At 60.1% G+C, this 26,720-nt stretch carries 21 protein-coding genes and 1 pseudogene; 14 read left to right on the top strand and 8 right to left on the bottom strand.

The genetic code is table 11. From position 1 onward, the window contains the following. Positions 1–4 precede the first annotated feature (4 nt). Genes NKI54_RS26405 through NKI54_RS26390 form a run of 4 tightly spaced genes read right to left on the bottom strand, consistent with a single transcriptional unit; the run spans position 5 to position 4,595 of the window. Positions 5–1,621, bottom strand: coding sequence for a Rossmann-fold NAD(P)-binding domain-containing protein (locus NKI54_RS26405; protein ID WP_352569948.1), 1,617 nt, complete (start codon positions 1,619–1,621; stop codon positions 5–7). Beyond that, the gene (locus NKI54_RS26400) at positions 1,622–2,800 is read right to left on the bottom strand and encodes a glycosyltransferase family 2 protein (RefSeq protein ID WP_352692694.1); all 1,179 of its coding nucleotides are present in this window, start codon (positions 2,798–2,800) and stop codon (positions 1,622–1,624) included. Beyond that, complete coding sequence (locus NKI54_RS26395) at positions 2,788–3,309, bottom strand: glycosyltransferase family 2 protein (RefSeq protein ID WP_352692693.1); 522 nt, start codon at positions 3,307–3,309, stop codon at positions 2,788–2,790. The genes NKI54_RS26400 and NKI54_RS26395 overlap by 13 nt, the downstream gene beginning before the upstream one ends. Further along, entirely contained in the window at positions 3,306–4,595 is a 1,290-nt protein-coding gene (locus tag NKI54_RS26390; protein ID WP_352692692.1) for a glycoside hydrolase 5 family protein, read from the bottom strand. Before NKI54_RS26390 ends, NKI54_RS26395 begins: the two co-directional genes overlap by 4 nt. A gap of 334 nt (positions 4,596–4,929) precedes the next feature. Here NKI54_RS26390 and NKI54_RS26385 point away from each other — a divergent pair, with 334 nt between their 5' ends. The 11 genes from NKI54_RS26385 to NKI54_RS26335 all read left to right on the top strand — a co-directional run bounded on the left by NKI54_RS26385 (position 4,930) and on the right by NKI54_RS26335 (position 17,696). After that, on the top strand, positions 4,930–6,591 hold the full coding sequence (locus NKI54_RS26385; RefSeq protein WP_352692691.1) for a glucosamine inositolphosphorylceramide transferase family protein: 1,662 nt from the start codon (positions 4,930–4,932) through the stop codon (positions 6,589–6,591). Positions 6,592–7,277: 686 nt separating this feature from the next. Continuing rightward, on the top strand, positions 7,278–8,096 hold the full coding sequence (locus tag NKI54_RS26380; RefSeq protein WP_352692690.1) for a glycosyltransferase family 2 protein: 819 nt from the start codon (positions 7,278–7,280) through the stop codon (positions 8,094–8,096). Continuing rightward, positions 8,084–9,229 carry a glycosyltransferase family 4 protein gene (locus tag NKI54_RS26375; protein ID WP_352692689.1) on the top strand — a complete coding sequence of 382 codons (1,146 nt, stop codon included), beginning with the start codon at positions 8,084–8,086 and terminating at the stop codon, positions 9,227–9,229. Before NKI54_RS26380 ends, NKI54_RS26375 begins: the two co-directional genes overlap by 13 nt. Further along, positions 9,229–11,205, top strand: a complete 1,977-nt coding sequence (locus NKI54_RS26370; protein ID WP_352569943.1) for a putative glycosyltransferase family protein — start codon at positions 9,229–9,231, stop codon at positions 11,203–11,205. Before NKI54_RS26375 ends, NKI54_RS26370 begins: the two co-directional genes overlap by 1 nt. A gap of 100 nt (positions 11,206–11,305) precedes the next feature. Continuing rightward, positions 11,306–11,950 carry a hypothetical protein gene (locus NKI54_RS26365; RefSeq protein ID WP_352692688.1) on the top strand — a complete coding sequence of 215 codons (645 nt, stop codon included), beginning with the start codon at positions 11,306–11,308 and terminating at the stop codon, positions 11,948–11,950. Positions 11,951–11,964: 14 nt separating this feature from the next. Further along, positions 11,965–13,242: a glycosyltransferase family 4 protein gene (locus tag NKI54_RS26360; RefSeq protein WP_352692687.1), complete on the top strand. Its 1,278-nt coding sequence runs from the start codon at positions 11,965–11,967 to the stop codon at positions 13,240–13,242. After that, on the top strand, positions 13,233–14,567 hold the full coding sequence (locus tag NKI54_RS26355) for a lipopolysaccharide biosynthesis protein (protein WP_352692686.1): 1,335 nt from the start codon (positions 13,233–13,235) through the stop codon (positions 14,565–14,567). The genes NKI54_RS26360 and NKI54_RS26355 overlap by 10 nt, the downstream gene beginning before the upstream one ends. Positions 14,568–14,580: 13 nt before the next feature. Beyond that, entirely contained in the window at positions 14,581–14,850 is a 270-nt protein-coding gene (locus NKI54_RS26350; RefSeq protein WP_352569939.1) for a hypothetical protein, read from the top strand. A 40-nt stretch (positions 14,851–14,890) separates the two neighbouring features. After that, positions 14,891–16,072 carry a GNAT family N-acetyltransferase gene (locus NKI54_RS26345; RefSeq protein ID WP_352692685.1) on the top strand — a complete coding sequence of 394 codons (1,182 nt, stop codon included), beginning with the start codon at positions 14,891–14,893 and terminating at the stop codon, positions 16,070–16,072. 93 nt (positions 16,073–16,165) lie between these two features. Then, positions 16,166–16,456, top strand: coding sequence for a hypothetical protein (locus tag NKI54_RS26340; protein WP_352569937.1), 291 nt, complete (start codon positions 16,166–16,168; stop codon positions 16,454–16,456). Positions 16,457–16,526: 70 nt separating this feature from the next. Next, positions 16,527–17,696, top strand: a complete 1,170-nt coding sequence (locus NKI54_RS26335) for an FAD-dependent oxidoreductase (protein ID WP_352454214.1) — start codon at positions 16,527–16,529, stop codon at positions 17,694–17,696. A gap of 127 nt (positions 17,697–17,823) precedes the next feature. Here NKI54_RS26335 and NKI54_RS26330 read toward each other — a convergent pair. Both NKI54_RS26330 and NKI54_RS26325 read right to left on the bottom strand, forming a co-directional pair. Then, positions 17,824–18,060: pseudogene (locus tag NKI54_RS26330) on the bottom strand (methyltransferase domain-containing protein); the annotation flags it as partial. 513 nt (positions 18,061–18,573) lie between these two features. Further along, the gene (locus tag NKI54_RS26325; RefSeq protein ID WP_352692684.1) at positions 18,574–20,532 is read right to left on the bottom strand and encodes a polysaccharide biosynthesis/export family protein; all 1,959 of its coding nucleotides are present in this window, start codon (positions 20,530–20,532) and stop codon (positions 18,574–18,576) included. A 1,112-nt stretch (positions 20,533–21,644) separates the two neighbouring features. On the opposite strand from NKI54_RS26325, the gene NKI54_RS26320 reads away from it, so the two are divergent. Next, on the top strand, positions 21,645–22,466 hold the full coding sequence (locus NKI54_RS26320) for a LuxR C-terminal-related transcriptional regulator (RefSeq protein WP_352576775.1): 822 nt from the start codon (positions 21,645–21,647) through the stop codon (positions 22,464–22,466). A gap of 336 nt (positions 22,467–22,802) precedes the next feature. Next, positions 22,803–23,069: a hypothetical protein gene (locus NKI54_RS26315; RefSeq protein WP_352454217.1), complete on the top strand. Its 267-nt coding sequence runs from the start codon at positions 22,803–22,805 to the stop codon at positions 23,067–23,069. Between the two features lie 114 nt (positions 23,070–23,183). On the opposite strand, the gene NKI54_RS26310 is transcribed toward NKI54_RS26315, so the two are convergent. Continuing rightward, complete coding sequence (locus tag NKI54_RS26310; RefSeq protein ID WP_352454218.1) at positions 23,184–23,942, bottom strand: LuxR C-terminal-related transcriptional regulator; 759 nt, start codon at positions 23,940–23,942, stop codon at positions 23,184–23,186. Positions 23,943–24,492: 550 nt separating this feature from the next. Continuing rightward, positions 24,493–25,149 (bottom strand): Crp/Fnr family transcriptional regulator, encoded by a 657-nt coding sequence (locus NKI54_RS26305; protein WP_352454219.1) that lies wholly within the window; start codon positions 25,147–25,149, stop codon positions 24,493–24,495. A 646-nt stretch (positions 25,150–25,795) separates the two neighbouring features. Here NKI54_RS26305 and NKI54_RS26300 point away from each other — a divergent pair. Then, entirely contained in the window at positions 25,796–26,638 is an 843-nt protein-coding gene (locus NKI54_RS26300) for a D-glutamate cyclase family protein (protein ID WP_352692683.1), read from the top strand. The last annotated feature ends 82 nt before the right edge of the window (positions 26,639–26,720 follow it).

The following is a 26,720-nucleotide window of genomic DNA, read 5'->3' as shown; positions in this document are numbered from 1 at the left end:
ATGCTCACCCCGTCAGTTCCATCGCCTCGCAGGCGATGCGATGAGAATTGGCCATCACAGTCAGCGTAAAGGTAGTCGCCGGAACATTTGGGAAAACCGAACCGTCGATAAGATGAATCCGGTCCCAACGCGCCAGCCGCCCGACGCGGTCTGTCGTCGCACTCCGGGCGTCCCGCTCACTAGCGTGGGGAAAGCTGCCGCCAAAGTGGTAGCTCTTGGCCCCACCCGACCACAGCATTTGCGACGTGACCGGCCACAAATCAAGGTAAGGTGCTGCCCTATAGATGCGCTTTATTACGTCAGGCAGCGTCGGAGGCACGTCTTTGCCCCTGACGCTGGTCTCGCTGAACCCCTCGGAAGTAAGGGTAATCCGGGGTAGCTCATCAGGAGCTGCGGGCACCTGGGCTGTGATCCGTATCTTGGGTGACGCCCAGGATGGCAAATAGCCGAGGCCTACCGTCAATCGGCTCAGCAGCCGATCTGTCGCGAAGGCGGCGGCGGGATGTTGGAGGAAGCCGGGCAGCGCATCGTAGTATGCGTGGTTGAACGGGTAAAAGTGAACCTGTGAGACGTCGAAGCCTTCGTCGTCCCGGCCGATGACCATGTTGAACTGGTTGAGTGTGAACTCGCGCCTTGTACGTGGGTCGGGAGTCGGCTTCACGGACATCATTGGAAGAACGAACTGAGCCGATTCCGAAAGATGGACCGGCTGGTCCGATCCGAGCGAGCCCAGGATCAGCCGAGTGGTGCCGATAGCTCCGCAACCCACGAAGACCCGGTCGGCTGCGAATCGCTGGATCCGGCCGCTGGATAGCTCCCGAGCCTCCACGACTGCCGTGTCGGCCTCCTGGCCGACTCGAACCGCGAGCAGCCCGCTGTGGTAGTCGATCCTCCCGCTGCGCCTGAAGCGGTCGAAGCTGTGCGAGGCCGAGTAGATCAGCGACCGCGGGCACCCAGTCATGCACAGGCCGCAGGGCTGGCATTCGGGCGCCGAGAAGGCGAGCCGCGCGCGCCCTATGGTTATTCCGGTGGAGCGTACACGATCGCGGTGCCGGTCGTAGTTGGCCAGCACCATCTGCGTCCGCGGTGCCAGCGGCGGAAGCGGGTGCGGAGATCCGATGAGCGGAAACCACTCATCGAGATCGTCGGACTCTCCGGCGAACGGAATGTGACCAAGGATCGTCCGATAGTGCTCTTCCATATCCGAGAAACCGAACGGCCATCTCTTGAATGTGGCAGCGCTGAAGGGCATGATCTGGGCCCCCCAGACGTTGCTGAACCCTCCGTAGGCGCATGAGATCACAGCAGAGTTGACTCTACCCTGGGAGTGGACTCCGTCGAGTTGGCCCTTGTTGACAAACGGAAAATCGGATCCGTAGCTTCTCTTTTCAGGGAGCGAATCCGACTGTACGCGCTTGGGTTGCAATCCGATCCGGCGGACGTCCTCCTCATCCCAGTCGCCGACACGCAGCTTGGACAGCCTGGAGATTACCTCTTGCGTCTGGACGTCCAGCACGGTGCCCGGATCGAACACAGTTATCTTCTCGTCAGACTTCCCGGACAGCGCCAACACGGCGGCGGCTGCAGCCGGACCCGAACCAATGATTATCGAAGAAGGCATTCACTTCTCTCGCCCATTGGCTCGCGCGGCTGTGTTAAATACCTGCCTGGTGGCCTGTCGGCGCTGCCGGCGCAATCGCCGCGCCCGCTCGACATGACCGGCGGCGTGGCCTGCCGCGGCCAGACCTATGCCAATGATTATGGCCGAGGACCGGACCAGCCCGTGGGGGTCACCCTTGGCGGCTTGCCAAATCCCTCGCGGTACGCCCTTGGTCAGCGCGTACCAGACGAAGCGGGTTTCCGCACCCAGAGTTGCGGCGTCGCCCATCTGGGCAAGAGCCTCGATCTTCCCCTTGTTGACGAAGAAGCAGCGGCGCCAGAAGTACTTCCAACTCGGCCGTGAGGCGGGTACAAAGTGGCGGACGGTCGCTGCCGGTTCGTAGATGACAGCCTCACTACCCTTGATCTGCGCCACGCGGTGGCACATGTCCATGTCGTCGTGATTGTCGGAGTGGAACCCTCCCACCTGCTCAAGGAGGGTTCGCCGCACCGACATGTTGGCACCTATAAGATGAGCCAAGGGGCCTCGGCTTGTCGGAAGACCGTCATAAGCGCATCCGAACACCCAGTCGAACTGCACGGGAAACCAGGCCGGGCGGCTAGACTCGAAAACCGGTAGGGGGCGCCCGCCGACGGCGCCGATGCGCTCATCCCGGTACGGGTCTGTGAGAATCCCGAGCCAGTCCTTGTCGGCCGCTGCATCGTCATCCAAGAACGCCAGAATGTCTCCCGCAGCTGTCTCGGCTGCCGTGTTTCGGGCCGACCCCAGGTGCCCGTCGTACTTGTTCTGGATCACCCGTATCGGAGGGGTGGATGCGGCGAAGCCAGCCCAGTACGCGGCACAACGGTGAAACAGGATTTCATTGTGGTCGATGCATACGATGATCTCGCAGGGTTGCAAGGTCTGCTCCTGAACCGAGGCCACCGACTGAAGCATCAGCTCCCATCTGTCCTCGGTGTAGGCACAGATAATCACCGAGATCGTGGGGGGGCGCGGGACCTGCCGGCGTTCGCTGGTGACGCCATGCTCGGTCTGCCCGGTTTTCGATCCAGGCTGACCGGTTGTGGCAACGGCAACGTCATTACCGCGGCGGGCGAAACCGATACTTAGGTTCCGGACGTGGCCCCGCTGGCCAACGCCAATCGGCGTACAGGATTGCGCAAGCATCAGAATACGCATCTAGGAATTCTCCCGACTTGAACTGCCAATGTCTGCCCCAAGCTCTTCGATAGACGATGCGATAAAGCCAGACTTCCACGCGCTGGATTCGGCTTACCCGGAAGCCGGCTCTCAGCATAAAGAAACCACGAGGGCCGAGGTTTGCGCCACAGAGGCTCGAGGCGGCCGCCGACGCCAAGCACGCGCGGGTCGGCGTAGGGCATCAGCAACTCGTCCAGCCAGCGCTCATCGGCGATCGCATCGTCATCGAGAAACGCCACGACCGGCGCGGGCGCCAATCCGGCTCCCGTCGTGCGACCGCCGCACAGTCCACGCACGTTGGTATTAGGTGTGACGACGACACCCTCGATCTCGCGCCGGGCGCGCTCCAAGAGCGCCTCATCGTTGTCGACGACGAGGACGATCTCGCGGGCCGGGCAGGTCTGGCGGCGCACCGACGCGATGGCCGCGTTCAAATCGTCCCAGCGATCGAGTGTGTCGGCGCAGATCACGACGGAGGCTTCGGTCATGGCAACTGCCGGCTGGTGTCTGAGGCCGGGCTGGTTTCGCGTGTCTGCGTCGCCCGAGCCGTGGCGGCTTTGAGGATGTTCCAGAGCGGACCTCCGTCGTTGTGAATATCGAACTTGTCATATTCGTCGACGGGATAGCGTCCGCTGTCCTGCCGCGACACCAGCCGCCACACCATCCAGCCGGCGCAGTTGCGCTCGCGCGTCAGCGTGTCGAGCCACATCGCGTAAGCCTGGGCAAAGTTCTGATTGGAGCGGGCATAGCCGAACTCCTCCAGAAGCACCGGCTTGCCGGCGCGAACTGCCAACCGGCAGAACTCGGTGATCAAGCTGTCGAACTGCTGGACGGTGAGCTTGTAATAGAGCGGGTAGCCGTGCCAGGTCCCGAAATCGAGAGTCGGGATCGTCAGATCCGATAGCTTCGACTCGACGTTAGCGTGCCCTGAGGTGACGAGATGGTTCGGATCGAGCGACTTCACGTAAGCCGTCATTTCGGTGGTCCAAGCCAATCGTAAGGCCTCCGGCTGCGCATTGCCTTCGTTCATTAGCTCCCAGGCCATGATGGTCGGATCATCCCGGTAGGCGAGCCCGGTGAGCGGGTTGACTCGCTGCACGATGTGGCTGACCCAGGTCCTGTAGTCGCGCTTCGTGCGCGGATCCTGGAAGAAAAACTCCGACTTCTCTTTGCTGAGGTCGGTGTCGTACTGGCTCTGCACGCCTGGGGCGTCCCGGCTCCCATACCAGGCCCGCATCTGCTGGGCGCCGCCTGTGAAGGCCCAGAAATCCAGGACGGCGATGATCAGCCTCAGGCGTCGCTTGCCGGCCTCGGCGATGAGGAAATCAACCTTCTGCATGCCGTCGGCGCCGTCATTGATCGCCATCCTGTTTTGGCTCGGGTCCCAGTAGAGCAGGTACGTGCCCTTGACCGCGAGATTGCTGGCTTCGCCTTCAAGCCGCCAATCCCAGATCGTAGGCTTGCTTCCGTCGAGCGACCCGATCACCGGCTGGAGGAAGGTGCGGACCACATTGGCGCCCATCGCCACCGCGTCATCGAGAACGCGGGTGACCTCATCCGGCGACCCGTAGGTCAGATAGTGGTTGTTTACGCCAGTCACGAAGAAGGGCTTGCCGTCCAAGGTGAAGTTCGTTCCGGAAGTCTTGATGAAGGACGTTGCCGACGGGTCATCCGCGGCGCTCACGACTGCCGGAACGGACAGCAACGCGCACACCAGCACCCGCAGTCCGGCGTTGCGCAGCCTATTTTTCACTCGTTGCCAGCCAACAATCACCCGGGCATGTGGCTCTCGCCGGGCGCCGAGTGCAACAGCCCCGAGGGATTACCTCCTCTGACCTCGCACAGCCCGGGCGTCGTTCGGGCATAGTGGTGCTTGGCCGATTCCGGTCGCTCGAGTATGGACCCGTGCTGTCAGACATCGCTCCCAACCAAGAGTTCGGCTCCTCTTATTGGCGAGTCCCCGCGGTAGTAATAGGTGGGAAATATTCTCGCGCTGTGACACGCGCCATCGCTTTCCATCTACCTCCCTGGCCCGCGGGCCCGCGGCGGAGTCTTGGTAAGGCGGATCGCCGCAGGCGGTTCTCGTCAAGCTGTGAGCCGGCGTCCTTTTGAAATCCGCGGTCAGAACAACAATGCGCATTTGCCTGAGTCTCGATCCATCGCGGCTACTTCGGTGGCACCTCTGGCTGGCAGAAGCGCTTGCTGAAGTGCCCGGCAACGAGGTCTCCTGCGCTTTGGCGGCCGGTCGCCGCCCGCTGCCGTTGACCTGCCGTCTGCTGCTCGAACTCGAACGACTGGTCTATGGCTTTCGCGGGAACGGCGCCACTGACTCCGTCGAGGCGGCGCTGCGGTCCCTGCCGCCGCCTCCGTCCGACCAAGTGGACGTGGTGATCGATTTGAGCGGAGAGGAGACGCGCCCGGCGGGGCTGCGGGTGCTGACGCCGCTCTTCAACGGCGTACCCGGCGAGATCGGCGTCATGGCGGCCGTGGCGAATGATCAGGACCTTCTCGTCGACCTGCACGACACGGCGCGCCCGTTGCGGCCGTGGATGGCCCGTCCGGCCAGTGTAGACCGTGGAGTGTTCTCAGCGAGTCTAGACAGCGTCCTCTCCTGCGCTGTGCTGCTGATCCTCAAAGCCTTGCGCGAGGAAACCGGTTCAGCTGCGTCCGGTGTCCCCGGTTCACGGACGGCCGTGCCTTCACTTGGCGCATCCTCGGCCCTTGCAAGGGCGACCGGCACGGTGGCATCGAAAGCGATCAGGTTTTTGGACGTCCTGGCAAGAGGCGGCAGGATGTGGGGGGTTGGCTGGCGCTTCGATGAATCGGCGAGCCTGCTCGACAAAGGCGAAGCAACCTTCTCGGTGCTCACCGGAAGCACCGACAGCTACCTTGCCGACCCGTTCCCGTTCCGGCGCCAGGGGCAGGATTTCATTTTTGTCGAACAGTACCTCTACTCGAAGAACCGGGGGTGCATTGCGGTCGTGGCAGCGGACCGGGACGGGACCGTCGGCGCACCCCAGATCGTCTTGGAGGAACCGCATCACCTCTCATACCCGTTCGTGTTCGAGCAGGACGGGCAGATCTGGATGATCCCCGAATCGGGGACGGCCAGGAATGTTAGCCTCTACAGGGCAGTGGAATTCCCTTACCGGTGGACGCGGGAGGCCTGCCTCATCGAGGGGATCGAGGGCTACGATACCACGCCTCTCTGCCATGAGGGCGGCTTTTGGTTTTTCGTCAGCCCAAGGCGGTGGAGGTCCACGTCTTGGGATGTCCTCAGCCTCTACCGTGCCGAGAGCCTGACCGGGTCTTGGACGCCCCATGCCGCCAACCCGGTCCTGATCGATGCCAGGCTCAGCCGCCCCGCAGGCGCCGTCATCCGACACGGCGGACGCACGCTACGCCCGGTCCAAGACTGCGCGCGCGGCTATGGCAGCGCGGTGACGTTCTGCCAGATCGATGCGCTCGGGGCGTCGGAGTTTGCCCAGACCCCGGTCGGTCGCATTTGGTCCGGAGCGTTGGGGTGTCACACCTACAACCGCCGGTCTGGCTTGGAGGTGATCGACCTGTTCGGGCATATCCGGGGTTTGCGAGAGGTCACGACCTCCTATCGTTTGCTGGTACCCGACGCGCCGGTCTCGGGACCGCGTGGGCAGTCCCTCTCTTGGGCGGTCTCGTCCGGGTCAGCCACCCGTAGCCAGGTGGTCGAGCGCAAGGTACCCCGCCTGAGAAGGGCCGGGCGCGCCCGACCCTTCTCGGGCACAGAATAAGCTCGGAAATCACGGCCGAGTGAAGGAGCGAGCCCACCTGCACATTGCAGCTTCTGGCCAGTGGCAATGTCAGCGTTGTCTGGACGTTCATTTCTTCGCGCCGACGACCTTCGCTGCCTTCTGCACGGCTCGCTCAGTAGAAATTGTCGCTTGTGAGCTAGTGCCGGCCGCGGGTCGATGGATGTCCTCGCTGGCGTTGAAGGTGGCCCCAGAGGTCTAAACGGGTTTGGCAATGCTGCCAACACAGCTGCTGAAGATGATCGGTGCCGCTGCCGCACTATCCGCGCAGGTGGTATGGGCTGGAAATACCTGAAGGGATACCCCAAAAGAGCTAATCATCTATTGTCTTTTCCTAACCATCCATCGTCCTTCCATTTCAGATCTGCATCAGTAATGCTCGCATAACTAAGATTAGGGGGAGGCTGCAAGCGTACCGATCTTCTTTCATCTCATCTTCATTTTATTATGGCCGGGAGTCCGCATATGGTTGGATCAAGCGCATCCGTGGATGTGGCGGTCATTGGAGCTGGCCCTCACGGCTTGTCGCTAGCCGCGCATTTGCTTGCGCGTGATGCGGAGCACCGGACGTATCACCCGGCCCATCATCTCGCCCGATACCTATCGGCAGTCCTGGCGCGCTTTCAGCCCGCCCCCTGGGTCCCATCGTACGACCTCAAAGCGCTGCCATGAACGCCCGTCTTTCCAGCATTGTCGCCCCCATCGGTGCCGCATCGCCGCCTGACCCGATCAATTTCGCGCTGCGGCGATCGTTGAGTCTGCCCCGAGTCAGCTTCGTCGTCCCGACGCTCAATGAAGCCAAGAACCTCCCTTGGCTTCTGCCGCGCATCCCCAACTGGGCGCATGAGATCATTATCGTGGATGGTCGTTCGACCGACGACACGGTCGCGGTCGCGCGCCGCCTGCGTGAGGACGTGAAGGTTGTCATGGAGCCCCGTCGGGGCAAGGGCGCTGCACTGCAAGCGGGATTCCTGGCCGCCACAGGCGACATCATCGTCATGCTGGACGCCGACGGCTCCATGGTCCCGGAGGAGGCGATCGTGTTTGTCAGTGCGCTGATGGCCGGCGCGGATCTCGTTAAGGGTTCACGCTTTATCCAGGGCGCCGGCACCGGTGACATGTCGCTGTTCCGGATGTTCGGCAACACGGGGCTGACCCTGTTCGTGCGGCTGCTCTATGGCGGTTGGTTCTCCGATCTATGCTACGGATACATAGCTTTCTGGACCAAGCATGTCGCCACGCTGAACTGCGATTGCGACGGGTTCGAGATCGAGACCCTCATCAACGTGCGAGCCTTGAAGAACCACCTCAATATCGTCGAGGTGGCGAGTTTCGAGGCTCCGCGCATCAGCGGTGTGAGCCATCTGCGCGCCATCCCGGACGGCTGGCGCGTCGTGAAAACCATCTTGCGCGAGAGGGTGCACCCACAGCACAGGCGGAGCGCCACAGCCTGTGATGACGGTGGACAAACCCGATGCGAATCCTGATGGTTGCCGCCCGCTGCTATCCTCTCATAGGCGGCATCGAAACTCACATCCAGGAAGTCGGTGCCCGCTTGGTGGCGCGTAGCCACTCGGTCGACGTGCTCACCACCGATCCCTCGGGGGAGTTGCCGGTTGAGGAGGAGATGCGCGGCATGCGCGTGCAGCGCGTGCCGGCCTGGCCGAGGGAGCTGGACCTCTACGTGGCGCCCCGCATTTATACCGCCATCCGGCGCGGGGTTTGGGATCTGATCCATTTCCAAGGTTACAACAGCTTCGTGGCGCCGATCGGGCTGCTGGCGGCCGTCCGCGGGGACCTTCCGTTCATCCTGACCTTCCACAGCGGCGGGCATTCCTCCCGGCTGCGCAACGCCATGCGCGGCACGCAGCACGCGCTGCTCCGGCCGCTAGTGGCCCGGGCCGCGCGGCTGATTGGCGTCTCCGAATTCGAAGCCAGCTTCTTCAGCGCGAGGATGGGCGTGCCGCGGGAACGGTTTGTGGTCATCCCGAACGGTGCCGCGATGCCGGTTGCGAGCCCCGGCGTCAAGGTCGATCCGCACCTGATCGTCTCGGGCGGCAGGTTGGAGCGTTACAAGGGCCATCACCGGGCGATTGCGGCCTTGCCCGAACTGATCCGCCGGGTACCGGATGCCCGACTGCACATCGTCGGAAGAGGCCCGTACGAGGGAGAATTACGACGCCTCGTCGCGACGCTCGGCCTCGAAAAGCGGGTCACCATTGCGGGAATCCCCGGATCCGAGCGGCAGAAAATGGCAGACCTCCTGGCGAGCGCCGCGCTCTTCATACTGTTCAGCGAATACGAAGCCCATCCGGTCGCCGTGATGGAAGCCCTTTCACTTCGCCGTCCGGTCCTCGTCAGCGACACGTCCGGTCTGCGGGAGCTGGCCACCAAAGGCCTGTGCCGGGCGATCCCGTGCAACGCCGGTCCGGGAGAGCTGGCCGCCGCCATGGCCGAGGAACTCGAGTCCCGTCGGGAGGTCCCGGATTTGGCGCTGCCCGACTGGGATGCTTGCGCGCACGCGCTTAGCGACGTCTATTATGATGTCCTCGGCAACCGATCCACTGTCCCCTTGCCCCCCGGTGGCCTGACATCCTGGTCTCCTGCGAGGAGAGTATGATGCTGATGTTGCCAGCTCATTTCACCGCAGGAACCAGGATCAACCCGCTCCAGGTCGGGATCCGATTCGTCTTGGCCGTTGTCGGTCCCGACCTTCGCGACGGCAGCGCCGATGCCCCATCGCAACGCGCCAGTTCCGGATGGATCGCGGCTCTATGCCTAACGATCGCCGCGGCTCTACTCCTGGTCGTGGCCGGGCACGCAGCCGGGCGCCGGGACTATGACGTGGCGGCGCCGCTCTTCTGGTCCGGTGTCGTTCTCCTGGTCGCTCCGATCAGCCTTCGCATCGCCTGGCCGACAACAGCCAGGGGTGAGCGCCTGGTGCTCCTGTTCCTGCTTGCCGAAGCCCTGTTCTACTGCAAGGTAGTCTATTCCCCGACAAGCTTCAGCGGTTACGACGAGGTTTTGCACTGGATCGCGGCCGAGGATCTCATCACGGCCCGGCGGCTGTTCCTGTCCAACCCGCTTTTTCCTATCGGGTCAAGCTACCCCGGCCTGGAAATCCTGACGACCGCGATCGTCGATTTGACGGGACTGCCCTTGTTTGTGGCGGGAGCGCTCTTGTTGGTCATCCTTAAGGGCACGTTCATCGGTGCACTGTTTCTGTTCCTTGAAAGCATCGCCGGATCGCCGCGTATCTCGGCCGTCGCCTGTCTGGCCTATATGGGTTGCTCAACCTTCTTCCTGTTCGACTCGATGTTCTCTTACGAGAGCCTCGGCATGGTGCTGTGCCTGCTGACTTTCGCGGTTGAAGCAGCGTCCAAGGATCTCGTCGGGCAACCGAGGCTGAAGTCGCTCGGGTTGATTGCATTGCTGTTGGCAAGCCTCGCGGTCACGCATCACCTCTCGGCCGCCTTCGCCGCCATCTATTTCGGAGCGCTAGCGGCCCTCGAGGCTTTGCGCCGGCAAGACTCCCTTCGGATCAAGACCAGCATTGCCGTGGGTCTCGCCGCCATCCTCGCCATAGCCCTGCCGATCCTGTGGGTGCAGGCCCGTGACGTCCCTCTCACAGGCTACCTCGGTCCGGTGATCGAGTCCGGCTTCGACACATTGCTCGGGAAGATCCGAGGCGCGCCCACCCCGCCGTCGGAGCACCTCGGAGCGCCGGACAAGGCCCTCTACATGCGGCTCACCACTTTGCTGGCGCTCCTGCTGGTGGCGCTCGGACTGGCAACGGGATTCTTTCGGTCGCTGGCCCTGGCAGCGCCGAGCGGTGCGCGATCCGGTTGGCGTCCCATCCACGGCATTCTCAAACGCCGCTGGCGCGACAGCCGCCTCGTGCTGCTCAGCTTGCTGGCCTTCGGCCTCCCAGTCTCGGTGGCCTTCCGACTGACCGTCGCCGGCTGGGAAATCGGCAACCGCATGGGAACGTTCGTGTTCATCGGCGTTGGACTGGTCGTCGCGGTGAGCATCGTCCACTTCTGGCAGGGTCGCGCGCCACGCGGGTGGCGCCGCATCGCGCCTGCCGTTGCCTTGGTGATCATGGTCCTAGGCGGCGTGACGAGTTCTTCGATTAATCCGATCCATGGGCGCTACAGGGTGGGTGCAGATCAGGAATCGATCGAGCCGATGGGGATCGAAACGGCACTCTGGGCCAGGGAATGGCTCGGTGCCGGCAACCGGTTCACCACCGACCGTATCAACCGTCTTCTGCTTGCGGGTTACGGCCGGCAGGACGTCAGAGTCACCATCGTCAAAGGGATCGATCCCGCGCGCATATTCGATGCCGAGACATTGGGGCCCGACGAGTTTTGGGCGTTGGCGCGAAGCGACATCGATTTCCTGCTCATTGACCTTCGCCTGACCACGGCTCCGCCGGTGCTCGGCTTTTACTTTCAGCCGTGGCAAGCCCAGCAGGGAACTCCGCTCTCGGGCGCAGCGCTGCTCAAGTTCAATGACGTCAAGGGCGTCACCCGCATCTACGACAACGGCTGGATCGTCATCTACGATGTGAGAGGATTGCATGAGAATTGGTAGCAAGTGGGACCTTCTGGCCGCGTGCCTGTGGGCGGGGGCCGCAGTGGCTGCCGTTTCGGTTAGCGACAGCTTGCTCCTGCGTACTGCCCTGGGCGCGCCCATGGTGTTTTTCGTCTCGGGCCACGTGGTGCTGCGGGCCATGGGTGTCAGGACCACCTCCGCCTTGCAACACCTGGTCTACGCGGTCGGAGCAAGCCTCGCCGCCGGCATTGCCGGGGGCTTTGCCCTGAACGCCGTAGGCTTCCTTACACCGCTCGGGTGGGCGCTGTGGTTCTGGGCCGTGACGGCCGCCGCGGCGCTGCTGGCGGCCGGGCGCCGCGACACTCCCGATCTGCCAGCCTGGCCGGCACCAGCGCGGATCCGGTTCTGGCAGGGGGCCGCGCTCATGCTAGCGCTGCTTGTGGCGACCGGAGCCTACGCGGTTGCTGTCTGGGACGAAGCGGCCTACCGGGAATTCAAATACACCGCGTTCTGGTTGTTGCCGTCGGCCAGTGGCGAGTCCGGCCAGATCACCGTCGGCATCAGGAGCGCCGAGACCCAACCTCAGCGATTCGACCTGGAAATCACCCTTGATGGGCAGCCGTTCGCCATCTTCCGATCGCTCACCATCGCGCCGGGCGACACCTGGACACGGAAAATCTCGGTGCCCGTCTTGGGAACTCGCCAGACGGCCGAGGCGCGGCTCTATCGACCGGAAGACAACCGGCTCTATCGCAGCGTTTCGACGATGGTGCCGCGCATCTAGAACGAGGCTGGACCATGCGCATCCTGCTGCTATCACAGTTCTATCCTCCGGTGATCGGGGGAGAGGAGCGGCACGTCCGCAATCTCGGCGCGGCGCTGGCGCAGCGGGGCCATCATGTCAGCGTCGGGACTTTGATGCATCCTGGATCGCCTGAAACCGAGCTGGACGGCGCGGTCCGCGTGCATCGCCTGCAGGGAACGCTCCAGCGCCTGTCGGGCCTTCACACCGATCCCGAGCGGCGCCATGCACCGCCCTTTCCAGATCCCGAATTGGTGCTTGCCCTGAGGCGGCTGGTCGCTCGGGAGGAGCCGGACATAGTCCACGCCCATAACTGGATCTACGCGTCCTTCCTGCTGCTCAAAGGTTGGAGTAGGGCGCGCCTCGTGGTTACGCTCCACGATTACGGCCTTGTCTGCGCCAAGAAGAACTTCATGCATTTGGGCGCCCGTCTCTGCAGTGGCCCAGCGCCGGCCAAGTGCCTGCCCTGCGCCGCAGGACATTACGGGGCGGTGAAGGCAGTCGCGACCACTTTGGGCAACTGGGCGTCGAGTTTTGCCGCTCGGCGCGCGGTGGACCGTTTCATCGCGGTGAGCCACGCGGTGGCGCGCCACACCGGACTGACCGAAGGCCGCGCCCCCTACGAGATCATCCCCAACTTTGTGCCCGATGATGTTGCGATGCTTGGCCCGGAACATCCCTGTCTGCGTGAACTACCCCGGGGTGAATTCATCCTGTTCGTCGGTGATATGATGCGCCTCAAGGGCATTGACGTTCTCCTGCAAGCCTATGCCGGCCTGGAACGGGCGCCGCAGCTGGTCCTGATCGGGCGCCGGGTCGCCGATACGCCAACAGAGTTTCCGCCGAGCGTTCGCGTCTTCAATGCATGGCCGCATTCCGCCATCATGCATGCGTGGCGGCGCTCACTGTTCGGGGTGCTGCCGTCGGTCGGGCCCGAAGCCTGCGCGACGGTCATCATGGAAGCGATGGCTTCCGGCAAGGCGGTCGTCGCAACCGGCGTGGGCGGCATGCCGGATCTCGTCGATCATGGCGAAACCGGGCTTCTCGTGCCGCCCGGTGATGCGCACGTCCTTGCCCACGCAATGCAGACCCTTCTGCAGGACCGCGCCTTGCTCGCTCGCCTGGAGGCGACAAGCCTCGCCCGAGTCGGGCGCCTCAAGGCAGGAGCGGTCGTGACTCGGATCGAGCAGGTCTACCGGGACGTCGTGTGCCCAGCCGCTAGCAGGTCAGCGGTACCGGCGCAGCAAGGTTCGGGGGAGCCATCATGCCAATAGGTCTCGTGGGGACAGCCATTATTCGCGTCCGGCGAGAGCTTCAAAAGAGCGCCGCGCTCGTTCTGAATTCCGGCGCTGTGGCGATCGGAACGATTGCAACGGCCGGTCTTGGGTTTGTCTATTGGTGGCTCGCGGCCCGGCTGTTTCCGCCGGAGGTGATCGGCAAGGCCTCCGCCCTCCTGTCCGTGATGGCGCTCGTCGGCCTGCTGGGCGAAGCCGGGCTCGGGACCCTGCTGATGGGTGAAATCGTACGGCACCCCGGCAAGGGGCGCGGCCTCGTGGCCGCTGCAGCATCCGTCGGGGTGGCGCTGGCGGTCGGCCTGGCCTTGTTGTTTGTCTTCGGGGAGGCGTACCTCAACAGCTCGACCGGGCCGATCGGCGGCTGGTTCGAGGGTGTTACGTTCGTCCTCGGCTGCTGCCTGACCGTACTCTGCGCGATGGTCGATCTGGCGCTCGTCGGCAACCTGCGCAGCACCGGCAGGATGATCCGGCAGGTGCTGTTCTCCACGTTCAAGCTGATGCTGATCGCCGTCGCCGCTGCCGCTGGCTACACCTCCAATGCCGCGCTTCTTCTGAGCTGGGTGGCCAGCCTGGTGGCGTCCTGTATCGGCGTCGATCTCTTGACCCGGGGCGGTGCGCGTCGCCTCGTTGGGCCTCCCGATTTCCAGCTGCTCCATACGCTCCGAAGCAAGGTCTTCGACCACTACGCGCTCGATGTCGCCTCGCAGGCACCAGTCGTCATCATGCCCTACCTTGTGCTGGTTCTCCTGTCGCCGATCACAAATGCCGCCCTCATGCCGTTGTGGATGCTGGTCTTCACGGCCTCGTTGATTCCAGCAGCCATGGCCACGATCCTGTTCCCTGTGATCAGAACAAGCCCGAAACAATCCAGACACGACATCCTTGTGTCGCTGTCGGCGTCATTGCTCTTCTCGCTGGCCTGTGCCGTCTTCGTCTTTACCTATTCGCAGGAGATCCTTGCGGTCTTCAATCCGGTCTATCCTGAGATCGCCGGTTCGAGCCTACACTTCCTCGGCTTCAGCCTGTTGGGATCAACGCTCAAATTTCATGCCTGTACGCTGGCGCGGTTGGGCGACAGGATGCGCAAGGCATCTCGCTGGTTCGCGCTTGGCGGATTGCTGGAGCTGTGCTTCGTGGTCGCGGGGGCGAAGCTTGATGGACTTCAAGGCCTGGTCCTAGGCTGGACGCTCGCGGTCAGCATCGAGGGTGCATGTGCCGCCCTGATTTTGGCCTTCGCGATGAAACTGGATTCTGCGGCCGGCCCCGCGCACGACCGACCGACCGCGTCGCCGCTCCAGACTTGAGGAGACACCGATTATGGCGCTGGATTGTCGACTGCAATTGGATGGCCGGTGGGCCATCGCGATCGGACTCGTCGGCGTCGAGCACTTCGGCTGGCCGTGGGTCAAAACGCACTTCCGCATCGGGGCGGGAGCGCTGCGGGTCCAACTGTTCTTCATTTTGAGTGGCTTCTTCAGACTGGAGCAGCCTGCGGGCGAAGTCATCCGCAAGTTCTTCCCTATAATTCGATCGGCGACCCGGACAAGGCACGCTACCTTTTGGGATTTCAAGCAGAACATTCTCTAGCAGCAGGACTGGCTAAACCTTTGTTACATAGGCACACCCAATGACGACGGCGAATATTGCTCTGCAAATTTTCACCGATATGGACGCGGTGGAAGCTCAATGGAGAACATTAGAGCAGCATGCGGATTGTACCGTATTCCAATTGTTTGATTGGCAGATGGAATGGTATCACCACATCGGCTCCAAAGAGAGACTGATCCCGGTGATCGTGCTGGGTCTCGACGATACCGGCGTGGCGGTTTTTATTCTGCCATTGGCGATCGAACGCCATAGTCTGATCCGCCGGCTGGTCTGGTTTGGATCGGAATTGTGCGATTATAATTCGCCCATTCTGGCGATAAATTTTAGCGATCACGTGAAACCTGGGCGATTCGGCCGCCTGTGGAAAGACATAATTCGGGCGATTCAAGACTATCCTCGACTTCGTTTCGACACTGTTGAATTTTACAATATGCCCGGTGTTGTCGGCTCTCAACCTAATCCCTTTCTCGAGTTGCCGGTCTTGCTGGCTAATTGCGCCGGACATGTCGCAACCCTCCCGGAAGCGAACTGGAATCGGTTTTATGCGTCAAAGTTTTCGAATTCGACGCTGCATACCCACCGGCGCAAGGCCAAAAATCTCGCCAAGCAAGGTGGCGGCGCGATTCGCTTTGTAGACGTGCAAGATCAGGCCGAGATCGAGTGCACCATTGCAAAGCTGATCGAACAAAAACGGAGCAGCTATGCCCGAATGGGTGTTCATGATATGTTCGAACGTCCGGGTTTTCGCGAATTTTATTTGGCGATTGTCGCCAATCCTCGGTTGCGCGAGGTCATCCATGTCACGCGGCTGGATGTGGATGGGATTCCGGTGGCGACGGGTCTGGGTCTCCGGTTCAATTCCAGTTATTCACTGGTGATGTCGAGTTATCTGGAGGAGTTTGCCAAATACAGTCCCGGGCGTCAGCATATTCAGGAAATGATGCAATATGCCATTGGCCGGAAGATTCAGAAATTCGATTTCACGATCGGCGACGAGCCTTATAAGCTTTCGTGGTCCGATATCAATTTGCTTCTGTTTTTCCATTTTGACAGCAGAACTTTGCTCGGTCGTACTGTCGTTGCGGTGCGAATGGCGATCCATTATATAGATACATGGTATGCCAAAACGCCGTTAGTAAAGCCGCCGCTACGGCAGGTTTTTCGCAAGACAAGACGATCCTTGCATCGCATGTTTCTCTGACTGGACTATCGTGAGTTTGAACTCGGTGTGGGATACATCATAGCGCTTCGCGAAAAAGTATGGTATAATGCGGTTTATCTGCGGGAGACGATGATGTATAGTGCAGATATTGGGATTGTAGGAGGCGGTCTGGGGCGGCTCTATCGCCGCCGCGACGCTCGGGCGAGCCGGATTTCGATCGTCCTGATCGACGTGCATCATCCCTGTGCGGAGGATTTTTGCTGCGAGAAAATTGAGGAGAAGCACTTCAAGTTGCTTCGCGAGACTGGCGGGTCGATGGAGGGGATTGCGTCAAAGCTGTTTACCGAACTGTGGATTGCGCGGTTTGGTCGCGTGATAAACAAGCGCGCTAGTTTGGTTTTGCAGCAAAAGACGGAGTCTTGAATTTTCTTCGACACCGTTTGGTGCCGTCATGATCGTGCTGTCAATGAAGTGGTGAGCGGAGGAGCGGGAATTGAATAATATTGATGTAGCGGTCCTCGGGGGTGGTACCGCCGGCTCGTTAGCCGCTGCGATGCTTGGCCGGATGGAGATTTCGACCATCCTTGTTGATATCCATCAAGTCTATCCAGTGGAGTTTCGCTGCGAAAAACTCGATGACGATCAAGTCGACTTGCTCAAAAAAACCGGGCTGGCGGATGCCGTATTGGCGGCTGCGACACCGATGACTGAGATATCGGTGGCCCGTCACGGTTATGTCATCGGTAAAAAGCATGGGAAACACGGCGAGCCTTGCGAATATGGGATGGCTTATCAGGATTTGGTAAATGTTATTCGCCGCCAGATTCCAGATAGTGTCCAATTCATCTGCGCTAAAGTGACCAAAATAATGACGAGCTCCGACCGGCAGAAAGTTACCCTGTCAAATGGTGACACATGGTCGACCCGATTGATTGTGGTGGCGACCGGCTTAAACAATGTCGTCCGGGGTGCGATCACGCGATCCGAGATCAGTAAATGCCACTCGATCAGTGTTGGTTTTGATCTCACTTCTAAAGCTGGTTTCAAATTTCAAGCTTTAACGTATTTTGCGGAAAAGCCAGGGCCCATGGGTTATGTGAGCATGTTTCCGATTGGTTCAAGAATGCGCGCCAATGTGTTCGTCTACCATGGTGATATACGCCATCCGTGGTGTCAGGAAGTGCGCACATCGCCGTTATCTGCATTGTATGCGGTAATGCCCCGATTGAAGCGTCTCCTTGGTGATGCTGTCGTGTCAAGCGATATTCAGATTCGACCCGTTGATCTTTACGCCGCGCAGAATCACGAACAGCAACCCGGTCTGGTATTGGCTGGTGACAGTTTTGCTACCAGCGATCCGGCGGCGGGTACCGGTCTCAATAAAGTGCTAACCGACGTTGATCGGTTACGCCATCATATTCCGACATGGTTAGCCACACCCGGAATGGGGGTCGAGAAAATCCGGACATACTACAATGACCCCGTCAAAGTTGCCTGTGATGAATGGTCGCTTGCTGAAGCATCTTACAACCGATCACTGGCGTCCGATACAACGCTTTTATGGCGTATTCGTCGGATGGGCAGGATTGGTCTCGACATGATGGGAATCTCGATCCCACAACTTCGCTTGGCGGCAAGCGCAGTTCGTTGGGGAGCAGGCTGAACTTGGCGGTATCGACAGCGTTGTTGGCAGCAACGAGCTCATTAACGCCCCATGGCCGAACAGCACAGCCTGCTTTCGAGGCCAATCCCCGTAAACGCGCGTGACAGCTCACGATAGCTATATTCCTTCAGGTGGAATCCACATGCAACTTTGTCAAAGTGTACCGAATGTCGTGAGGACCCGTGACCGCGTGTGTAGTGATGCAGTAGTAGGCACCGCCAGGTACAAGAACACGGTATAGCTGCGAAAGCTGCCTTACTGCGTCGTCGGGGTGGAGGTGCTCCATCAACCGACCACTAAACACAAAATCAAGACTATTATCGGCGAAAGGTGGATGGATACCATCGATCTTGGCAAATTGAAAATTGGCAGGCTTCTCCCAGGTGGCGGTAACGCGTCAGTTACGTCGATTGCATCTGATGAGCAATTATTGCACATGCTAAGGCTAAGCTTACAATACTGGCCCCCAATTCGCCGAAACGCGCGCCTTTCTGGACAAAAAAGCTTGCTGTACACTTTACCATGGAGGCTGAGCCGAGCGTCTTGATCTGAATTCAGCAGCTGAGTAGCCAGAGCCTTCTCGATTTGATAGTGCGCAAATTTCGCTCGGGCGCACGCGCGTCGTGACAAAATTCCGAGATCTTTGACCAATCCCCCTTGATTGGCACCTGCATCCCGTTCGATGTCATCTCACTGCAACTTTGTCAGTGATCCGAACTCCTGAGCGGAGGCGGACATGCAAGCGGAGGCGGACATGCTCGATCATGAATCGGTTCAAGCTGTCGGCGACGGCGAGTCGTCGGTTCGCGCTTCCCACTTCGTGCCGACGAGTTCATCCACGCAGACCAGCCATGCAGACCAATGTCCTTGCCGGGCGTCAATTCGGACCGATCCTCTCCTCCCTCACCACGCGGGCAGGCTCGACATCGTTGGGATTGCACGCTGCCGGCAAGCTCTCGCAGCTCGGCGACACGGTTGGGACCGACGAACCGGCCGGCTCTCTTGGCTCGCTTTCGCCTATGATGATGTTGACGAGGTCGCCTGGCTTTAACAGGGTCATCCCAACGGTCTCGATGCTGACCGGCCCGGCAGCCGATTGCCGCACGATTTGATAAGTTACGCTGTTTGCGTCCTTCGCAAACTGGGCGCGGGTCACCGGCAACGTGTACAGGACGCCTTCGCTGGCGTTCAAGTCGCGCTGATTGGCCGCGATCTGACTCTCCATGGTCTCGATCTCGACCTCCAGATCGATCCTGAGGTCGGCCCTGGTCCGCAACACCTCAGACTCCAGCGAAGCGAGGCGCTGCTTGGCGGCCGCGTACTGGTTGAGGGCGTCCTGCCGGCGCTGTTCCGCGTCGGACAATTCGCCCTGGACTTGATCCATCACGGTCATGCTGACAACTTTGCGGTCCACGAGCGTGCGCATGCTGTTGACGCGCTCCTGGCGCAGCTTGATGAGTTCGTTGAGCGACTCCATGCGCCCATACGCGACAACGTCCTGCTTGGCCGCGTCCAGCGCACGCAGGGTCGCGCGCTCACGATCCTTGCGGGCCGTGGCGACGGCCTTGCGCCGGTCGCTCTGCTCGTTGACGAGTTTGGCAGCTTCGGTCGCGCCGGCCAGCTCCAGCAACTGGCGCGGGATTGTGGGTCTCGTACCGTCGCGCTCGGCCTTCAGCACGGCCGCGCGCGCGAGCAACTTCAACATGGCGTCGATTGCCCCGCTCCGCTTCTGGATCTCGCGTACGGCTTCGATCTTCTGCCACGGCTCGCCCTCGGCCCGGTCCAGTCCGCCTGCTAGCGCGATCGCGTGCAGGACGGTCATGCCGGCCGCGTACTTGAACGAGCCTGGATTCTTGACCGGCCCCAGCACGTAGATGGGCGGGCGTTCCAGCGGCAGGACGTTGACCAGTCCCTCGCGCCCCAGCAGTTGATTGAAGGTTTCCACCAGGTCGGCCTGTACCTGTTGCGTAGACCTGTTGGCGACCGGAATGGAGCCAAGCAAGGGCACGGAAATCGTGCCGTCCTCTTGGATAATATATTCGCCGCTCAGTTCCGGACGCTGCAGGATGCCGCGCAAGGCCGAGGGCGCGCGCCCCCACTTGTCTTCCTCGACCTCGACGCGCTCGTAGAACGCGACCTTGAGGCGATCGCCGACGCCAAACAGGTATCCGGTTGGCACGCTTGGTGCCTTGCTGCGGGTTTTGGGGAGTTCGGCATTGGTTTCGACACTCCGTTCGACTGACGCCACGCCCGCCGCATTCGGTCCTGACGCGATCGCACGGGAAGGTTCGGCCATGGCTTGAACCGGTTGTTCTTGCCAGCCATTGATGACAGCAGATACCTTCTGCATCACGGCTCCCGCGGCTCCGGAGACATCCTCGGCCTTCTGCATCACGGCTCCGGAAACATCGTCGGCCGTCTCCATCATGGCCCCGGAGACATCCTCGACCCTCTGCACAACGGTTGCGGAGACTTCCTCGACCTTCTGCGCCACGGCTGCGGAGGCAGCCTCGACGTTTTGTACCACGGCTGCGGAGGCAGCCTCGACCTTCTGCGCCACGGCTGCGGAGGCCGCCTCGACGTTTTGTATCACGGCTGCGGAGGCATCTTCGACCTTCTGTCTCACGGGCTGCATCACGGGTCGGGAGACTTCCTTGACCTGTGCCACGGCTCTGGAAACAATCTCTAGTGCCCCTAAGTTTTTGGCCGCGGCCCCGCCCAAGGCGGCGACCCCGGAGAGCCCGAAGACAAGCAGGATGGCCTTCAATCCCCTGCGCTGGGCCGCCTGTGACGAGGGAGCGACGGGCTCGCAATTGAATTCTGTATTAACGGCCATGGCGTGTGGCTTTCTCTTTCGATGGTGGCCATCCCGCCCGCCCGATGCGTCCGATCCGGTCGAGCAAGGCTCGACCGGATCGTGACCCTTCACCGCCGGCAGCACAACTGTCCCTTTGTGGGCACTCCATTCGGATAAAGGAGAATCTGGGGCAAACTCGTCCAACCGGATTGCTGCGCTCCAGGAGAGCTTCCTCGATGGTGACAGGACAAACGCGATCGAACGAAACGGAGGGCCGGAAACTTGGTTTGCCGACGTGCGTCTCTGTGGCTCCGACATGCATTGGCAGGATAGCTGGGCCGTTTCCCGCTATGTTGTCCGGGCCCAGAAGAACGACGCGACGAAGCCGTCAGTCTTGGCAATCCTATCGGGTAATCATAGCGAAACTGGCCGCATCGCGTTTCTTTCGTCGGCTCTCACGTCTGGCTAGAATTCCGGCCCCGACAAAGCAAGATCCCTTGCAGCGTTACCCTAAATCGGCCGCGGCAGGCAACGCGTCCATTGCGGGCCGCAGGGGTGCTGCAAAGGAGCGACTTGGCAGACTTCCCCATTTTTTAAGCCGAAAAGCATCTGCGCTGTGTGTCAGTGCTGCGTCGCGCGCTTGACTCACACCCAGTTCGCTTCGCCACGGCCGGCCGCGGCACGCATTGCCTCAGCTGCTGAAGCTCGGCGTGTGCGGCGTTTGCTCAGATCAGCGTGCCCGCGTCAGTGTCGGCTTCACCCGGCCCTGCGCGACATCCCCGAGTGGTCGACTGCCGCGGGGCGGCTCGCCTGAGCCCGCCGCTCGCCGCATAAACCGCGACGCTCTCCCGCCAGATCGGGGGCACCACCACGCCCACCGGAAAATAAGCCCTGGCAATCCTCACGGCCGCGCAGTCCTTTGCTACGATGGCCGCCTCCCTGAGCTGCTGAAACCAAGAGCTCGTGCCCTTGACCAAAAGCCCCAGGTTGAAGAATTCGGATACGCCTCGATGATGCTGCCCTACGCCTAAAGATGGTATTTGGGTGTAAGGGTTCCGAGCGTAACATTAAGAATAAAAGAAACTGTGCGGCTGGCGCTTTGGAGCATCCCAATCGACATGTGTATCCCAATCGCGCCGAGCGAGAATGCGATGATGACAAGAAAATCTTTCATAACCGTGCTTGTCGAGCCGAGCGAGTTGCTTCGAGAAGCGCTTAGTCGAACCCTGAATGCGGCAAATTTTCGTATTCTTTTCTCCGCGGCGACTGTTCACGATCTTCTGCAGAAGCCGCTACCCCAGCACCGTTCCATCTTGCTCATCATAGATGTCGGCGATACTGATGCGGATGCTGAGTTCGCACAAATTGCAGACTTTAAGGCGATCTACCCGACCAGCCATGTCGTTGCGCTAGCCGATCACTGTCGAACGACCAATATAATCTCAGCTTTTCGTGCCGGGGCTAACGGGTATCTGACAAAGGTCGCTGCTTACGACACGTTCATTAAAGCTCTCGAATTGGTTACGCTAGGGCAAATCGTGTTGCCTACGGAAACTTCGATGGTAATTGAAGATATCAGACAAGGGTTGAGAAATGATGCTGTAGCTGCTGAGTTACCGAGCGCTGCAGTTAAAGTGGAGATTGAAGGTGAAGAACTAGTGATTTTGTCAAATCGGGAGAAGTCCATTCTGCGTCGCTTGATCGGAGGGGAATCCAACAAAGTCATCGCGCGCGAGATTAATATCGCCGAGGCTACAGTGAAGGTACACGTCAAGGCCATCCTTCGAAAGATTCGGGTTCGCAACCGAACACAGGCCGCAGTTTGGGCAATGAACCATGGTATGCTTACTCCAGCGTCTGGCGACGGCCCGACGGGGAACGACACGATAGAACCTCAGTCAGCTCACCATCCGCATGACCTGCCTGAAGCACAAAACGGATACCTCTTTCTCGATGATGATCATCCAATATGACCTGCGATAGATCTTCGTTCGGGCTGGCGCATCCATGTGCCAGACTTCGTTGCCGATCAACAAGGCATAGGGCTCAAATCGTTCCCGGGCTGGGCGAAGGAGCGCGGTGGAGACCGCACGCATCATGTGGACGGCGCCGATGTGACCACGACCCGGCCCTTTGTATTGGCGGCGGTCGTCTCAGATCCGGTTTCCTTACGCGTTGTCGCCTGTACTCGATAGCGTCGATTGCCGAATTAGATCGCCTCAAACGGCGCGAACTCACTGCGTGATTTGATAACAAATTGCAAAGCTCACGGATTTTATTGCCATTTTGAATCTGAGGAATTCATCAAAATGGGCCAAGCGAAGACTGTTTCTGGATTGTCATTCAGCGAAGTCCGGATCGGAACGGTTGAAGGCGGAGAATCCGGGGTGCTGGTGTGGAAACGCGACCAATTGGTGGCGGTCCTTACCCAAATCGACGAGGAAGCATATTCCACGAAAGGCAAATGGTTCCTCGAAACGGGATTCGGGCTGCTGAGCGGGCAGCACAAGAATTTCGATACGATCGAGGAGGCCATAGGATGGGTAGGAAGACACACCTTCCCCGAGCCTGCTTAGACAGCCGATTAGCCGCCGATTCCGCCCTTCGACTTTCACAGTACATGTTTGATAAGGCGAATAGCCGAACATGGCCACAGGATTCACCCAAGGTGGGCAGTGTTATACTTGGGCTCACTCTTCAGGCAGAGTTCCTTCTGAGAGAAGATCGTTGACCTTGCAGGCGACTTCCGTGCGGTTGGTCGCCTTTAGCTTCTTCATGATATTGCGGATGTGGACCTTCACCGTGCTTTCGCGCAAATTCAGTTCGTAGGCGATGATCTTGTTCGCCTTGCCGCGCCGGAGCGCTAGCGCAACCTCGGCCTGCCTAAGCGTGAAAATGCCCGCCAAAGGCTGCGTGTCGCGGCGGCCCGACTCTATCAGGTGCCGCATAGCAAGGACACTGCTCGCCGGCACGAAGATGCCTCCCGCTGCCGCGAGGTTGATTGCCTCGACACAGACATCGATTCCAACAGAGGTCGGAATGTAGCCGCGTGCACCGCATTCGAGAGCGGTCAGTATCTGGGCAAGGTCTTCTGTCTCGGCCAGGACGACCACAGGGACCGATTTGAACTCGGATGAAATGTGCCTGATCTCGTCAGCGAGGCCATAATCTGTAACCTTCCGACTGCCAAGGTTGAAGAGTATGGCTGCAAGGGGAGGGGCAGAGCTCTTTCCGACGCGCCATTCCTCGACGGAACGCCACGCGGTGACATCCATACCGAGTTCGTGGTCCACGAGAGCCGATGCGAGACACTCGCGGTCTAGTGCCCTTCCGTCCAGAATGAGGAGGCATTCCCTGCCTGTCTGCCCGCGGACGGTTTCCGTTCCACCGGACGGGACTCCGGATCGATTTGCCGAAGTGTAATTGTGCAGTCCTGCTGTGGAGCCCATATCAATACCCGCTCTTCCACACAAGCCGCCTTGCGCCGGCCGATATGGTTTCCGCATTCTCTGGCATTGAAAAACTTGGTATTGCGCCTTGTGAAACGTCGAGGCTCGATTACTCCATTTGCGTCCTGTTTAGTTCCCGACCCAGCAGACACCCAACTTGGGTAAGTGTAGGGTTTATTTATAAGCAGTCTCTAACATAGGTTGCTTTTTTCATAATTTTCAGGGAACCGGCGCCAAGCCGGACCAAAAGGGCTGCAATCCGCCTGAAGACGCATGCACAGGACCACTTGGCCATCTCACCTAGCAGGCAGCCGAATGTTGATCGGCTGGTACCTGCGGCGATTCCCGCGGTAGACCAGAACTCCTGAAGGTGCCGTTGACATGGTTAGCGCACCGCGCTGATAGCCATGGCTCAACAATTTAGCTTGAGCCCCACCCGTGGATCTGCCGCAGTAAAAGGGGCTCCGCGCATATTTCAGCAACACACCGGCCTCGGTGCGACAGGCCGAGTTGCCGCCCGTCATGATAATCTCTTCAAGAGAGATAGCCGCTACCTGAGATACTCGCTGTCGAATCCGGCTGTTTCGACCAGCTTCTTGCGATTGATCACCTCTACATGGCCTGACTTGAAAGAGACGAGATCGGCCTTGCGGAGCTCCCTTAACGTTCGGTTGACGTGAACCGTGGTCATGCCGAGTATGTCGGCCAGTTCATGCTGGGCAAGAGGACACTCATACCTTCCATGCGCCGACAGCCCAACCCTGGAGAGCCTCACCTCCAACTCTAGCAGGAAGTGGGCGGTACGCCTCATCGCGTTCCGCCGCCCGGTATTCATGAGATGTTCGGCAAGGATGGCGTTCAGGCGCGCCAGGGAGCAGGCGATCTTCTTCCCGATTCGGCCTTCCGACAGGATGGCCTCGACCAGTTCCTTACTGGAAATTTCATAAACAGCTAGTTCGGTTATGGACGCCAGCGACGCAAGACGGGGTCCGTCCAAGCCACGGAAACCGACGACATCCCCCTTGAGGGGAGTGTCTATGATCTGCCGCTCTCCGTCCGGCAGTGCCTGATAAAGTATGCCCCAGCCCGATTTTACAATGAATATCTCACTGTTGTCGTCCTCCTGCCGGCATATCACCGAATGGGGTTTATAGATTTTTGCGGTAACACCGAGAAAATCGTTGTTCCCCCACTCGTCCTTCGACAACGTTCCCCCTATGGGATGCGAGCACATGAACTCCAATAGTGTCTGCATGAAGAATCGCGAACTTGCTTCTGGTTCCACACGACTTGCAATAGTTTCTCCCGAACAAATCGACAGAACGACCTCTTACCCTAGGGGCGGGGTTGCATACTGTCCTCGTCTGTTTGAATGAGGTAAACTGCAATTAATTTAAGGGGTTCAGCGGCGGTGAACTCTCCCGTGCAGCCGGACAACAGGCTCCGAAACGCTAATCACATTGCGGTCGCAACACTATGGCTTGGCTATGGAACGCAAAAGCTGACCCGCGATGCGGATGGCAATTACAGGTCAAGCAAAACGTCGCCTTGCGGGCGGCTGCAGCACGCCAGGACGTAGCCTGCCGATTTGGCTTCCGATGTCAGCCCGCCTAAGTCATGAACCGCGATCTTGGTTTCCTGCATGAGGCAAGCCGACGGATAGAAACGATCGGCTGCCGCGAGTGTCAATGAGAATAAATATGAGCAAAAGCTAATAAAAAGCGCCATCCTTCGCCGGCCAATAAATACGATTTATCAATGAGGAAAGATTCTGATGATTTGACAAGCGGCAGACCCGCCGATGATCTTACGCGCTCTCGACGTGTCGTTGAAACGCGCATCCGTTGGAAGCCATGGCTCGCCCGATCACTTTACCGATCTACGAGGATTTGCGAATGGTCGATGCGGGCAGATTGCGCAGACTCGTCAGGATGGGTGCCTATGAAGGGCATACAGGAGGGCTTGCGCGCGGCAAGCTCCAGGCCAACGTCGTGATTGTGCCGCGCAGCTTTGCCGCCGATTTCTATCAGTTTTGTGTCCGCAATCCGAAACCCTGCCCTTTGGTCGGTGTGAGCCGTGCGGGCAGCCCATTTCTGACTGCGCTGGGCGATATCGATATCCGGACCGATGCACCACAGTACAGCATCTATCACTTCGGCGAGATGATCCGCCAGACCACAGACATCATCGACCTGTGGCGAGATGACTTTGCGGCCTTCGCGCTCGGCAGTTCGCTGACCGTCGAGGCCGCACTTGTCGAACGAGGCGTGAAACTCCGGCGTATCGGCCGTGGAAAAACCGCCCCCAAGTTCCGCACCAAGATCGAGACGTCCCAAGTCGGACCGTTCGGTGGCGAAATGGTCGTCTCCATGCGTCCGATACGGCATAGCGAAGTCGACAAGGTTCGCGTGCTCACCGCGCGCTTTCCGCATGCGCACGGGTCTCCCATCCATGTCCGAGAGCCCACGACGGTCGGCATCCGAAATTTGATGGCTCCCGACTGGGGTGATGCCGTCGAAGTCTTGGACGGGGAGATCCCTGTATTCTGGGCGAGCAGCCTGACCGCCCAAGACGCTCTTGCTCGTGCCGAACCCGCGATCTCCATCACAGTCTCGTCGGGCCATATGCTGATCACCGACGTGGATGCACGAGCGCTGTCTCGGCCTAATTTCGAACTTGGCGCGAGCTTGCAATGATCGTGCTCAAGTCGGAGCTTGCGTGATCCAACGGCTCCGAATCACTTCGACTGCAGGGCGGACGCGAGGATAGGCGCCCTTT

Source organism: Mesorhizobium sp. M0663, from assembly GCF_040320585.1.
In the GTDB taxonomy this organism is placed as follows: domain Bacteria; phylum Pseudomonadota; class Alphaproteobacteria; order Rhizobiales; family Rhizobiaceae; genus Mesorhizobium.
The sequence above is the reverse complement of the archived record's forward strand: the minus strand, read 5'-3'. Positions and strand labels throughout refer to the sequence as shown.